A 12,780-nucleotide genomic window follows, 5' to 3' on the forward strand; every position below is an offset into this window, starting at 1 on the left:
TTATGACAGATAAGGCAACAACCACAACCCGCATGGATACTGGCACCGCGCGCCCCGCGCTGGACAGGACTTTCTCCGTCGCGCCTATGATGGATTGGACGACCCGCGACTACCGCGCGTTCGCCCGGACGCTGAGCCGCCGCGCCCTGCTCTACACCGAGATGGTGACCACCGGCGCCATCCTTCACGGCAGCCCACGCTCGCGTTTCCTCGGCTTCGATGAGGTCGAGCATCCGCTCGCCCTGCAGCTGGGTGGCAGCGACGCCTTTGAGCTCGCCGAGTGCGCGGCGATCGCCGAGGCGTGGGGCTACGACGAGGTGAACCTCAACGTCGGCTGCCCAAGCGACCGGGTGCAGAACAACCTGATCGGCGCCTGCCTGATGGGCCACCCGGAGAAGGTCGCCGCCGCGGTGCGCGCCATGCAGGCGGCGGTGTCGATCCCGGTCACCGTGAAGTGCCGCATCGGCATCGACGACCAGGATGAGGACGAGGATCTTTCGCGCTTCATCGCCACGGTCGCCGACGCCGGCTGCGACACCTTCCTCGTGCACGCCCGCAAGGCGTGGCTAGAGGGGCTCTCCCCCAAGGAGAACCGCGATGTGCCGCCGCTCAACTACCCGCGGGTGCATCGCCTCAAGGCGAGCCGCCCGGAGCTTCACATCGGCATCAACGGCGGCATCAAGACCCTGGACGAGTGCCGCGAGCAGCTCGAGCGCGTCGACAGCGTGATGATCGGCCGCGAGGCCTACCAGAACCCCTGGCTGCTGGCCGGCGTGGACGCCGCGCTCTACGGCGAGCCGGGACCGGCCGAGAGCCGCCACGCCGCGGCTCGCGCGCTGCGCCCCTATATCGCCCGTCGCCTCGACGAGGGGGCGAAGCTCAACCACATCACCCGCCACCTGCTGGGCCTCTTCCAGGGCCAGCCGGGCGGGCGCAAGTTCCGCCGCCACCTCTCCGAGAACGCCCATCGCGAGGGCGCGACCCTGCAGGTCTTCGATGATGCCCTGGGCCTGGTCGCGGAGCGCGAAACGGCCGAGATGGCGTAAGCCTGCGCCTGCGCCCTGCCGGGCCACTCCCCCTGGAACGCGACACGGCGCCGAGCGATCGGCGCCGTTGTCGTGTGGGCGCGTGTCCGTCGCGAGGCGCGGTCAGAACGATCAGTAGAGCGCGTCGGGCGGCGGCTCGAGGCTGGAGTGGAAGTCCTCGATGGCGCTCTCGGCCTCCTCGATGGCGTCGAAGCGGGCGATGTGGAAGAGCGCCTCGCCCTCGTTGGCCAGCGGCAGCCGACTCATGCCGATGACGATGCCGTCCGCCACGGCGCGCACCTCGCCCTCGGCGTTGCCGAAGGGATCGGCCACCCGCCCCAGCAGCTCGCCGCTGGCCACTCGCGCCCCGAGGCGCACCTGCGGGCGCAGGATGCCGTCGATGGGCGCCCGCGCCCAGCTCGAGCCGTTGGAGACCTCGGCGGCCGGTACCGGCCGACGGCGGTGCTCACCGGGCAGCATGCCGAGCCGGCGCATCACCCTCAGCACGCCCCGCACCCCGGGGGTGATCGCCCACTGATCGAAACGCAGCGCCTCCCCCGCCTCGTAGGTGAGCACCGGAATACCGCGGTTCTGCGCGTAGTGTCGCAGGCTGCCCTCGCGCAGGTCGGCATTGAGGATCACCGGCGCCCCGAAGGCGTTGGCCATGCGCTCGGTCTCACCGCCGGGGGTGAGCTGGGCGCGAATCTGCGGCAGGTTGGTGCGGTGGATCGCCCCGGTGTGCAGGTCAATGATGTGGCTGGCCTGATCGACGATCTGCTCGCGAAACAGCGCCGCCACGCGGCCGCCCAGCGAGCCCGACTCGCTGCCCGGGAAACAGCGATTGAGGTCGCGCCGATCCGGCAGGTAGCGGCTGTGTTGCACGAAGCCGAAGACGTTGACGATAGGCACGCCGATCAGCGTACCGCGCAGCCCTTGCAGCTGCTTGGAGCGCAGCAGGCGGCGTACGATCTCCACCCCGTTGATCTCATCGCCATGGATGCCGCCGCAGACCAGCAGCACCGGACCCGACTGCCGGCCGTGGACCACTTCCAGGGGGATATAGAGCGGCGCATGGGTATAGAGGCGCGCCACGGGCACGTCGATCTGGGCACGCGACCCGGGCGCTACCCGCGTGCCGGCGATCTCGAAGGGGGAACGGGCCATGCGGCGCTCCTTGCGTTACGAAACGGTTTTTCAGGCGTTTCTTATACGCTCCTGATCCGAGGAAAACGACCCCCAACGGCCTTACGCGGCGATGACATTTGCATACATACGTGAATGTAAAAAACCGGCCACTCGGGTAGAATGAGGAAAACCGTGACACTTTGAGAGCCCACCGCCATGGCCAGACGCACCAAGGCCGAAGCCGAAGCCACCCGCGAGGCACTGCTCGAGGCCGCCGAGGAGGTGTTCTTCGAGAAGGGCGTCGCTCGCACCTCACTGGAGCAGATCGCCCGCCATGCCGGAATGACCCGTGGCGCAGTCTACTGGCACTTCCACAACAAGGCCGATCTCTTTCGCGCCATGCTTGATCGGGTGCGCATGCCCTTCGAGGCCCTGGTGGCCGAAACCGGCGCCTCCCACCCCTCGCCGCTCGAGACCGTTAGACTGGGCTTCCAGCAGAGCCTGCTGCGCATGGAGCAGCCCCGCCATCGGCGTGTTCTCGCCATCCTGATCCACCGCTGCGAATTCTTCGGCGATATCGACCCCTGCGCCGTGCAGGCAGAGATGGCCGGCGAATGCCTCGATGCGCTGGAGGGCTACTTCGGCGAGGCCCAGCGCCTGGGGCTGCTCAAGGAGGGGATCGCCACCGAGACCGCGACGCGCCTGATGCAGGCGATCATCAGCGGTATCTTCCACGATTGGCTGCGCGACCCCGACGCCTACTCCATCCATGAGCGTGGCATGGCACTGATCAATGCCCAGCTAGCCCTGATCAGCCGCGACGAGACCGACACCTCACGCTGACGCGCCATCGTGATGGCTCGGGCGGTGCAGCAGGTGCAGCCGCCTGAGCCGCGTGCGAGCATCCAGATAGTCGCTCTCCGGCACCGCGCGGTATCTCCCGTCGCCGGGCAGATACTTCACCAGCACCCGCTGCTCCCCGACCTCCGGCACGTCTCCCGCCTTGGTCGCCAGCCCCACCTCGTGGCTCGCATCCCCCTCCAGCACCGCCGCCACGACCGGCGCCTCATCGGCCGAGACGGACGTGACGCGCACCCGCTCTCCCAGCAGGCAGCGCGGCAAACGCTCATGGCCGTGAGGCTCTCGACGGTGCAGACGCTTGTGCAGGCGCTGACACAGCCAGGCCGCCAGCGGCGAGGCCACCGCGAAGGCCCCCCAGATCACCAGTATGCCCAGCGGAATGCGGAAGAAGCCCAGCGGCAGCCAGCGCAGCACGGCAAGCTCCAGGATCAGGGTCAGCCCCCCGGCCAGGGCGATCAGCACCGTCAGCGCCAGCGAGGCCGGCACGCCGATGAAGCCCAGCGAGACCAGCGCACTAGCCAGGGTGTCGTTGCGCAGGCTGTCGTGCTCGAAGAGCTCGACCGGCGCCAGGCGAAGCGCCACCAGCAGCCAGTAGCAGGCGACCAGCACCAGCAGCGCGCCGAAGATTGCCACGGGAAAGCTCAGCAGGGTCTGACGTAGGATATCCATGTTGGCTCCTCGCGATAACGCTTAGCCGACGAATGAGTTTCTTTCCCTCATCGTAGACCATCGAGGCGGCCCGGACCTGATCCGAATCAAGGATGCATTCGCACATCCTTATGAAAACGCCCGTCGCCATCGACATGAACACGACCGTCGCCATCGACATGAACACGACCGTCGCCATCGATATGAACACGACCGTCGTCATCGACATGAAAAGGGGCGCCCGCATGCGGGCGCCCCTTGGCGTTCGGCAGGACGTCACATCCCGCCGGGTCGAGTCGGCATCAGGCGTTGCTGCGCGGCTCGGCGTCGGCCGTCTCACCAGGCGCCTCGTCGCCGCTGTGCGGTTTACGCTGCAGCCGGGCGGAGAGCGCGGCGATCATGGCGTAGAAGGTCGGCACGAACAGGCTGCCAAGCGTCGCCACCGAGGCCATGCCGATCGCCACCGTGGTACCGATATGGTGGCTGCTGGTATCGCTCGCGCCGGTGGCGAGCATCAGCGGCAGGGTGCCGAAGATGAACGCCAGGGAGGTCATGACGATCGGCCGGAAGCGCAGCTCCGCCGCCGTGATCGCCGCCTCGCGGATCGACTTGCCCATCTCGCGGCGCTGCAGCTCGGCGAACTCGACGATCAGGATGGCGTTCTTGGCCGCCAGGCCCACCACCACCAGGATGCCGATCTGCACGTAGACGCTGGTGTCCAGGCCGCGCAGGAAAATGCCGCCGATCCCGCCCAGCAGGGCGAAGGGCGTGGCGGTCAACACCGCCAGCGGCAGCGACCAGCTCTCGTACTGGGCGGCGAGGATCAGGAACACCATCAGCAGGCCGAAGACGATGGCCAGCGTCGCGGCGCTGCCCGCCTGGCTCTCCTGATAGGCGGTGCCGGTCCAGCCCATGCCCCAGCCGTCGCCGAGCTCTTCCGCGACGATCTCTTCCATGGCGGTGATTGCCTGCCCCGAGCTGTAGCCCGGCGCCGGACCGCCCTGGAACTGGGCACCGGTATAGACACCGAAGCGGGTCACCACCGCGGGCGCCGTCTGGCGCTCGAGAGTCACGAACTCGGAGAGCGGGATGCGCTCGCCGTTGCCGCCGCGGACGAAGACGTTGGCGACGTCCGAGGGCGTCTTGCGAAACTCCTCCTGGTTCTGCAGGTAGACCTGGAAGTTGCGGTTCTGATAGCTGAAGAAGTTGACGAAGCCGTTGCCGAAGGTATTCGACAGCGTGGCGTTCAGGTCCGTCAGGCTGACCCCGTAGCTCAGCGCCTTCTGCTGGTCGATCTCGGCGCGGAAGGACGGCACGTTGACGTTGAAGGTAGTGAACACCTGCTTCAGCGCCGGATGCTCGCCGGCCGCCTGCATGACCTTCAGCGACGCCTGGAAGAGCTCCTGGGGCGAGGCGCCCTCGAAGGACTGCAGGTAGCCGGTGAAGCCGCCGGTGGTCGAGAGCCCCATGATCGGCGGCATGTTGAAGGCCATCGCCGAGCCGCCCTCGATCTGGGCACCAAGCTGCATGATGCGCCCGATCAGCCCGCTGGCGGTCAGCTCGCGCTCGGCCCAGGGGTCCATGGTCACGAACATGATCCCGCGGGCCGTGTTCACCGAGCTGGACAGGATGTCATAGCCCGCCACCGCCGAGGAGAAGCGCACGCCCGGAATCTCCTCGATGGCCGCGCTGAGCTTGCCCATGTACTCCCGGGTCCGCGACAGCGAGGCGGAGTCCGGCAGCTGCACGGCGGTGAGCACGATGCCCTGGTCGGTCTCCGGCACCAGGGTCGAGGGGGTCGCCTGGTAGAGCCACCAGGAGCCGCCGATCGTCAGGCCGGTGAGCAGCAGCGCCAGCCCCCAGAAACGCACCAGCTTCTTGACGATCCACATGTAGACCGCGGTGATGCCCGCGAACAGGCGATCGAACAGGCGCAACGGCGTGCGCAGCGCGCGGCTGAAAGCCGTTTCCTTGCGGTGCAGGTCGTGCTTGATGAAGATCGCCGACAGCGCCGGAGTGAAGGTCAGCGCCATCAGCGCCGAGAAGCCCACCGAGATGGCGATGGTCAGCGCGAACTGCTGGTAGATCTGTCCGGTGAAACCGCCCAGGAAGGCCACCGGCACGAACACCGCCGCCATGATCAGCGAAGTGGCGATGACCGGCCCACCGACCTCCTTCATGGCCTGGATCGTTGCCTCGCGGACGCTGATCTCCTCGTCCTCGCCAAGCACGCGCTCGACGTTCTCCACCACCAGGATGGCATCGTCCACCACGATGCCGATGGCCAGCACCAGGGCGAACAGCGTCAGCAGGTTGATGGTGAAGCCGAAGACGAAGAAGCCGGCGAAGGTCGCCAGCACCGAGACCGGCACCACCGACATGGCGATTACCGTAAAGCGCCAGTTCTGCAGGAAGATGAACAGAATGACGCCGACGATCAGGAAGGCCTCGATGAAGGTGTGAAAGACCGTCTCCACGGAGGCATCGATGAACTGGGTGGTGTCATAGGGCACCACGTACTCGAGCCCCGGCGGGAAACGCTCTCCCAGCTCCGCCATCACGTCCTCGACCGCCTTGGCGGTCTCCAGGGCGTTGGCGCCGGGCTGCTGATTGATGATGATCGGCGCCATAGTGCCGCCGTTGAGCCGCGCCTCGACGCCGTAGAACGACGCGCCGAGCTCGATGCGCGCCACGTCGGCCAGGCGCAGGGCCGAGCCGTCCGGGTTGGTGCGCAGGAAGATCTCGCGGAAATCGTCGGTGCTGGAGAGCCGCCCACCGGCGGTGATGGTGTAGGTGAAGGCCCGCGGGTCCGACTGCGGCGTGGCGGCCAGGCTACCCGCCGGCACCTCGGTGTTCTGCGCGCGGATGGCCGCGGCGACCTCGGTGGGCGTCAGGTCGTATTGCGCCAGCCGGTCCGGGTCCATCCATACGCGCATGGCGAACTCGCCGCCGCCGAGCACCTCGGCATCGCCGACCCCCGGCACCTGGCGAAGCTCGTCCAGGACGTTGAGGGTGGCGTAGTTCTGCAGGTAGATGCGGTCGTAGTCCTCCTCGGGCGAGGTCAGCGCCACCAGCATCAGGATCGAGCTGGAACTCAGCTCCACGGTCACGCCCTGGGCCTGCACCGCCTCGGGCAGCTGCGACAGCGCGCCCTGTACCCGATTGTTGACGTTGATGGTGTTGATGTCGCCGTCGGTGCCGATGTTGAAGGCCACCTGCAGCTGCATCGAGCCGTTGTCGGCGCTGGTCGAGGTCATGTAGAGCATGTCCTCGACGCCGTTGATCGCCTCGGCCAGGGGCGCGGCCACGGTCTGGGCCATGGTCTCGGCGTCGGCCCCCGGGAAGGTGGCGTTGACCGAGACCGTGGGCGGCACCACGCTCGGGTACTGCTCGATGGGCAGCACCCGCATGCTCATCAGCCCGATCAGCGTCAGGATGATCGCCAGCACCGTCGCGAAGATCGGCCGCTTGATGAAGAAGTTGGAGAAATTCATGGCCCGGCGTCTCCCTCGGCCTCGGCCGCGGGTTCGACGCTCGCCTCACCGCCCTGCTTCTGTTCCTGGGCGGCAGCTCGCTGACCGGCATTCCCGGCGCCCTCTCCTGCGCCCTTTCCAGCGCCCTTTCCAGCGCCCTCTCCAGCGATCTGCTCGATACCCGCGAAGGGCTGGGGCTCGATGGCGGTGCCGGGCTGCAAACCGGCGGGATCGCCCACTACTACTCGCTCACCGGGTTCGACGCCGTCGAGCAGGATCTGCCAGGGGCCGGCGATCTCGCCCAGCTGCACGGTGCGCGCTCGCGCCTTGTTGTCCTCGTCGAGCACGTAGACCTGCGGACCCATCAGGCCCTGCGTCATGGCGATCTCGGGCACCGCCAGCACGTTGAAGCGCTTCACGCCCTCGAGGTGCACGCGCACGAACTGGCCAGGCAGCACCTGGGCATCGGGATTGGCGAAGGTCGCGGTGGCCTGCACGGTGCTGGTGGCCTCGTTGACCCGCGAGCCGAGGAAGTCCAGGTGACCCTCGAGGCGCTCGCCCTCGACGCCGGCCGGCAGGTCGAGCCAGGCGGTGACCGCATCGATGGGCTGGTCGCTCAGCTGGCGGCGCAGGGCGAAGGCGTCGTTCTGGGGCAGCTGGAAGCGAACCTCCAGCGGGTCCAGCGGGGTGATGGTGGTCAGCGTGGTGCCGGGCTGCACCAGATTACCCAGGTTGACCTCGCTGAGGCCGATCATGCCGGCCACCGGTGCGGTGACCTCGGCGTAGCCTAGGTCGATGCGCGCATTGGCCAGCGCCGCTTCGGCCTGGGAGACCGAGGCGCGAGCCACGTTCAGCTCGGCCTGGGCCTGATCGACCTGCTGACGGCTCACCGAGTTCTGGCTGAGCAGCTGCTGGAAGCGGTTGGCATCGCGCTGGGCGCGCGAGAGTTCGGCGCGGGCGCTCTCGAGGTCGGCCTCGCGCTGGGCCACCACGGACTCGTAGAGGTCCGGCTCGATGGAGTAGAGGCTCTCGCCCTTTTCCACCATCTCGCCCGGCTCGAAGTGACGCTGCTCGAGGAAGCCGGTGACACGGGCCACCAGGGTGACCTCGTCGTCGCTGCGCAGCTTGGAGGGGTAGGACTTGTCGAGCGGCAGATCCTGTCGGGCCATCTCCATGACCTGCTTGGGCGTCGGGGGCGCATCACCCTGACCGGACGCCTGCTGCTCGGGAGTCTCTTGCTGACCGCAGGCGGCGAGCACGAGGCTCGCGGCCAGTGCCACCAGGCCGGCCCGGCCTCGTTTGATGATGGTTGTCATGGGTGCTTTCCATTAGGCGCGTCGGAGAAAGAAAGAATTTTACATTCATCCATGAATGTTTGTAAATTTCCAGGTGCCGATCACTACTCCTCGAGACGCGGGGGCGCCCCGATATCCATGACCGCATCGTTCGACTCGGCATTCTCGGGCAGCGTGAAGGAGACGCCGCCACCGTCCAGCCAGGCGTTCACCTCCTCGACCGCCGGCACGTTCAGGGTCCCCGACTGCTGGCGCAGGGTCAGCAGGTTGATCACGTAGTCGTAGCGGGCGCTGGCGAAATCGGCGACGGCGTTATAGAGGTTCTGCTCGGCGTTGAGCACGTCGACGATGTTGCGGGTGCCCACCTCGTAGCCGGCGCGGGTGGCGTCCAGCGCGCTCTGGTTTGAGACGATCGCCTGGGCGCGCGCCTCCACGGTGGAGACGTCGTTGCTGACCTGGGTATAGAAGGAGCGCACCTGCTGGACGGTGTCGCGACGCTGGGACTCGAAGTCGTACTGGCTGGCCTCCAGCAGGTAGGTGTTCTGGCGGATGCTGGCCGAGGTGCGCCCGCCGGTATAGAGCGGCATGCGCACGCCAACGCCCACCTGGCTGGCCGAGGTGTGGCCCTCGAGCGTGTCCCGATCATCGTCGGCGTAGTTGTAGTTGGCGAAGGCGTTGACCGTGGGCAGGCGACCGGCACGGGCGATATCGACGCCGCTGCGTGAGACCTCGACCCCGGCCTGGCTGGCCAGCACCTGGGGATTGTTCTGCATGGCGAGCGCCACCCACTGGTCGCGATCGCTCGGCGTCGGCGCCACGATGGGGATCTCGTCGCCCAGCGAGTCGATGCTGGCGTAGCGCTGCCCGGTCAGGCGCTCCAGGGCCTCGAAACGCACCTGCAGATTGCTCTGCGCCGTGATGCGCTCCGCCCGCGCCTGATCGAAGGCCGCCTGCGCCTCCTCGACCTCGGTGATGGCGATCAGCCCCACCTCGAACTGCTCGCGGGCCTGCTCCAGCTGGCGACCGATGGCGCGCTCCTGGGCGCGCCGCGCCTCGAGCACCTCATAGGCGCGCAGGATCTCGAAATACGCCGAGGAGACATCGATCAGCACCTGCTGCTCGGTGGCAGCCAGGCGGTAGAGCTGCTGATCGATCTCGCGCTCGGACTGCTCGACCTCACGGGCGTTGCGGGCATCGAAGAGCGCCTGGGTGGCCTCGAGGGTCAGGCTGGCGCCGTTGTAATTATCGTCTCCAGAACCCGATGAAAACCGACTGTCCACCTGCTGGGTCTCGTACTGGCGGTTGTGGGTCAGGTTGCCCGAGACGTCGACCTGGGGCAGCAGATCGGCCTGCTGGACGTCTCGCCCCGCCTCGACGCTGCGAGTCTGCGAGCGGGCTGATGAGAGTTCGGCGTTGCTCTGCAGGGCATCGCGGGCGATGGTCAAAAGATCCGCCGCCTGCACCGGCGCGGTGACGGCTGCCGCGACCAGGGCCGGCAGCAATGCACGGCGGGCAAACCGCGTGCCGGTGCAGCGAAGGGAACGGGGACGCATCATCGGTAGATCCTCGGTGTCTTGACGGGTAGCTTTACATACATTGTCGCATGTTTATCGATCGAGTCCACTGCCGGCCGCCTACGACCAAGGAGTCTGGCGATGATCCGACCGCGTCCGCTACGCTGCCATGCAGCATGAGCCATCGACGGCAGTGACACCACACCAACGAGATCGGCCATCGACAGGCCTCACCCCAATGTCCCATCGACTCACCCACTCAGGAAGAAGCCCATGGATGCCTTGGAACTCATCGCAGTGCAGGAGCTTGAGGTCGCCGTACGGATCTGGCATCCCGAGGCGCCGCGCACCCTGATCGCCTGGCATGGGCTGGCTCGCCACGGCGGCGACTTCGACGACTTTGCCCGGCAGCTCGGTCCCAAATGGCGGATCCTGGCACCCGACACCCCGGGCCGAGGCCTGTCTGACTGGTCGCCTGCGCCATCCTGCCACTACGTGTATTCACACTATATGACCATAGCAGCTGCGGTGATGGATCACTTCGGCCTGGAACGCGTGCCCTGGGTGGGTACTTCCATGGGCGGCCTGCTGGGCATGCTGCTGGCCGCCGAGCCGGAGAGCGCGGCCCGCATCGAGCGCCTGGTACTCAACGACGTGGGCCCGGAACTCGCTCCCGAGGGCCTGGCGGAACTTGCCGGCTACTTCGGCGTGCCCCATCGCTTCCTGCATTTCGGCGAGCTCGAGGCCGAACTCAGACGCCACTACGCCGGCTTCGGCATCGAGGGGGACGACGCCTGGCGTCGCCTGGCGCTGCACAGCGCCAGGCGCCTTCCCGACGGCAGCTGGACCTATCATTTCGATCCGCGTATCGCCGAGCAGTTCGTCCACGACACGCCCCGTGATACCTGGGCGGACTGGGCCGCGATCCGCTGCCCGCTGATGGTCGTGCGCGGCCAGCACTCGCCGCTGCTCAAGGCCGAGAGCGTGACGCGCATGGCCGAGGCCCAACCCGAGCTCGTCAGCCACGAGGTGCCGGGCTGCGGCCATGCGCCCATGCTCGACCGCCGCGACCAGGTCGCGCCGATCGCCGCCTTCCTGGCGGACTCGCCTGCCGGAGAGCCGGCACGACCCGGCGAAGCGCGAGCGCCATGGTGGCAGCGCCTCATCGAGCGCCTGGGTCCGGCCAAGCACCGCTAGCGGCTGCCCAGCGCCTTACAGCAGCCAATCGACCGGCAGCAGCGCGACCACGGAAACGATCATGCGCCTGAACAGGCCCGAGTTGGGTTCGACGTCGTGACGGATCACTTGGCCGTCGCGACGCTCCAGCCAGTAGAGCTCCCCGTCGGGATCCAGGCGCACCTCATAGGCGTTCAGCGGCACTCTCTCATCGAAGGCGACATCGATTTGCCGGGCCAGCGACGGGTCCTCGATGATGAACCCCAGTTCGGTATTCAGGTTGGCCGAACGCGGATCGAAGTTGAACGACCCCACGAAGATCCGTTCGCCATCCACGGCGAAGGTCTTGGCATGCAGGCTGGCCCCGGAGCTGCCGAACGGCCCCGCACTCGGGTTGCGCCCCTGCTTGCTCGCGCCGCGTCGCAGCTCATAGAGCTCGACCCCCGCCTCGAGCAGCGCCTTGCGCCGCTTGGCATAGCCAGCATGCACGGCGGCCACGTCGGTGGCCTCCAGGGCATTGGTCAGCACCTCGACCTCGACCCCGTCTCGCTCCAGACGCCGGAAAGCCTCGGTGCCCGCCTCGGCCGGCACGAAGTAGGGCGAGACGAGCGCGACCTTGCGCTCGGCATCGGCGAAGATCAGCTCCAGGTCGTGGCTCAGCAGCGCCCGCCCGCTGGCCTCGCCGAGCCCCTTGGACGGGTCATCGCTAAGCATGCGCACCGGCGCCCAGACCAGGCCGAGCTCATTGGCCAGCAGCTTCTGCACGATCTCCGTCTCGCTCACGGACGTCAGGTAGGCGTCCGCCTCGGGATCCCTCACGACCTCGGCAAACGCCTGCTCAAGCCGCACCCGCCCCTCCGGCCCGACGCTCGGGAGAATGCGCGTCGCGGGATAGGAGGAGCCGCTGCTCCAGTAGCGGTCGAAGTCGCTCGAGACGTCGTCGACCACCTCGCCGACGGCCAGCACGTCCAGGTCCGAGAAGGTCACGTCCCTCGCGGCACCGAAGTACGCGTCGCCGATGTTGCGCCCGCCGATGATCGAGGCCTGATTGTCCGCGGTGAAGGATTTGTTGTGCATCCGCCGATTGGCCCGGGAAAAGTCGGTCAGATAGCCGATCCACTTGGGGGTGCGCACGACGAAGGGATTGAACAGCCGCACCTGGATATTGGGGTGACTGGCGAGCGCGGCGAGCTCTTCATCGATCCCCCCGGTGCCGCTGTCGTCGAGCAGCATGCGCACCCGCACCCCGCGCTCAGCGGCCTCGTAGAGGGCCTCGAACAGCAGCATGCCGGTGATGTCTGGATGCCAGATGTAATACTGGACGTCCAGGGTGCGCTCGGCGGCATGCGCCATCACCATCCGGGCGGCGAAGGCATCGATGGGCCTGTCCAGCGGGTAGATGCCGCTCAGGCCGGGATGGGCGTCGACCGAGGGCGCCAGGCCCTCGCCGAGCGAGGTGTCACGACTCTGCGCCTCGTCCAGCGCCAACGATTCTAGCCGCCCCTCGAGAGACGGCAAGGTGCAGCCGCCGAGCAGCGCCAGCAGGACCAGCACCAGAAGCAAGCGCGCCAGAGGGTGCTGCATCGAGGCTCGAGCCGGGAAGAAAGGTGCGATCATCGTGTCGATCCTGTCAGCCTGTGGGCATCATGAGAGAGACCATCAT

9 protein-coding genes are annotated in these 12,780 nt (G+C 67.5%); 3 read left to right on the plus strand and 6 right to left on the minus strand.

Annotation, left to right across the window (positions count from 1 at the left end; genetic code table 11):
- Positions 1–32 precede the first annotated feature (32 nt).
- Complete coding sequence (gene dusA, locus BM388_RS15175) at positions 33–1,046, plus strand: tRNA dihydrouridine(20/20a) synthase DusA (protein ID WP_281245230.1); 1,014 nt, start codon at positions 33–35, stop codon at positions 1,044–1,046.
- A 111-nt stretch (positions 1,047–1,157) separates the two neighbouring features.
- On the opposite strand, the gene BM388_RS15180 is transcribed toward dusA, so the two are convergent.
- Positions 1,158–2,189, minus strand: a complete 1,032-nt coding sequence (locus BM388_RS15180) for a succinylglutamate desuccinylase/aspartoacylase family protein (RefSeq protein ID WP_089851674.1) — start codon at positions 2,187–2,189, stop codon at positions 1,158–1,160.
- Between the two features lie 177 nt (positions 2,190–2,366).
- Between BM388_RS15180 and BM388_RS15185 the strand changes: the two genes are divergently transcribed.
- Positions 2,367–2,993, plus strand: a complete 627-nt coding sequence (locus tag BM388_RS15185; protein WP_089851676.1) for a TetR family transcriptional regulator — start codon at positions 2,367–2,369, stop codon at positions 2,991–2,993.
- Here the strand turns inward: BM388_RS15185 and BM388_RS15190 are convergent.
- The 4 genes from BM388_RS15190 to BM388_RS15205 form a co-directional block, all read right to left on the minus strand.
- On the minus strand, positions 2,985–3,680 hold the full coding sequence (locus BM388_RS15190) for a hypothetical protein (protein WP_089851678.1): 696 nt from the start codon (positions 3,678–3,680) through the stop codon (positions 2,985–2,987). The two genes, BM388_RS15185 and BM388_RS15190, sit on opposite strands and share 9 nt — an antisense overlap.
- Before the next feature lie 281 nt (positions 3,681–3,961).
- Positions 3,962–7,153: an efflux RND transporter permease subunit gene (locus BM388_RS15195; RefSeq protein ID WP_089851680.1), complete on the minus strand. Its 3,192-nt coding sequence runs from the start codon at positions 7,151–7,153 to the stop codon at positions 3,962–3,964.
- Entirely contained in the window at positions 7,150–8,448 is a 1,299-nt protein-coding gene (locus tag BM388_RS15200; RefSeq protein ID WP_089851682.1) for an efflux RND transporter periplasmic adaptor subunit, read from the minus strand. The genes BM388_RS15195 and BM388_RS15200 overlap by 4 nt, the downstream gene beginning before the upstream one ends.
- A gap of 83 nt (positions 8,449–8,531) precedes the next feature.
- Positions 8,532–9,983: a TolC family outer membrane protein gene (locus BM388_RS15205; RefSeq protein ID WP_245781570.1), complete on the minus strand. Its 1,452-nt coding sequence runs from the start codon at positions 9,981–9,983 to the stop codon at positions 8,532–8,534.
- 231 nt (positions 9,984–10,214) lie between these two features.
- Here BM388_RS15205 and BM388_RS15210 point away from each other — a divergent pair, with 231 nt between their 5' ends.
- Positions 10,215–11,138, plus strand: a complete 924-nt coding sequence (locus BM388_RS15210; protein ID WP_089851684.1) for an alpha/beta fold hydrolase — start codon at positions 10,215–10,217, stop codon at positions 11,136–11,138.
- A 15-nt stretch (positions 11,139–11,153) separates the two neighbouring features.
- Here the strand turns inward: BM388_RS15210 and BM388_RS15215 are convergent, their stop codons facing one another.
- Positions 11,154–12,734 carry a phospholipase D family protein gene (locus BM388_RS15215; protein ID WP_245781571.1) on the minus strand — a complete coding sequence of 527 codons (1,581 nt, stop codon included), beginning with the start codon at positions 12,732–12,734 and terminating at the stop codon, positions 11,154–11,156.
- Positions 12,735–12,780: the final 46 nt, after the last annotated feature.

Origin of the sequence: Halomonas saccharevitans (genome assembly GCF_900116405.1) — a bacterium.
Lineage (GTDB): Bacteria > Pseudomonadota > Gammaproteobacteria > Pseudomonadales > Halomonadaceae > Halomonas > Halomonas saccharevitans.

Bases quoted from the DNA above. Each gene is read 5' to 3' on its own strand.
- dusA (WP_281245230.1), top strand. From the start codon at position 33: ATGGATACTGGCACCGCGCGCCCCGCGCTGGACAGGACTTTCTCCGTC.
- BM388_RS15180 (WP_089851674.1), bottom strand. From the start codon at position 2,189: ATGGCCCGTTCCCCCTTCGAGATCGCCGGCACGCGGGTAGCGCCCGGG.
- BM388_RS15185 (WP_089851676.1), top strand. From the start codon at position 2,367: ATGGCCAGACGCACCAAGGCCGAAGCCGAAGCCACCCGCGAGGCACTG.
- BM388_RS15190 (WP_089851678.1), bottom strand. From the start codon at position 3,680: ATGGATATCCTACGTCAGACCCTGCTGAGCTTTCCCGTGGCAATCTTC.
- BM388_RS15195 (WP_089851680.1), bottom strand. From the start codon at position 7,153: ATGAATTTCTCCAACTTCTTCATCAAGCGGCCGATCTTCGCGACGGTG.
- BM388_RS15200 (WP_089851682.1), bottom strand. From the start codon at position 8,448: ATGACAACCATCATCAAACGAGGCCGGGCCGGCCTGGTGGCACTGGCC.
- BM388_RS15205 (WP_245781570.1), bottom strand. From the start codon at position 9,983: ATGATGCGTCCCCGTTCCCTTCGCTGCACCGGCACGCGGTTTGCCCGC.
- BM388_RS15210 (WP_089851684.1), top strand. From the start codon at position 10,215: ATGGATGCCTTGGAACTCATCGCAGTGCAGGAGCTTGAGGTCGCCGTA.
- BM388_RS15215 (WP_245781571.1), bottom strand. From the start codon at position 12,734: ATGATCGCACCTTTCTTCCCGGCTCGAGCCTCGATGCAGCACCCTCTG.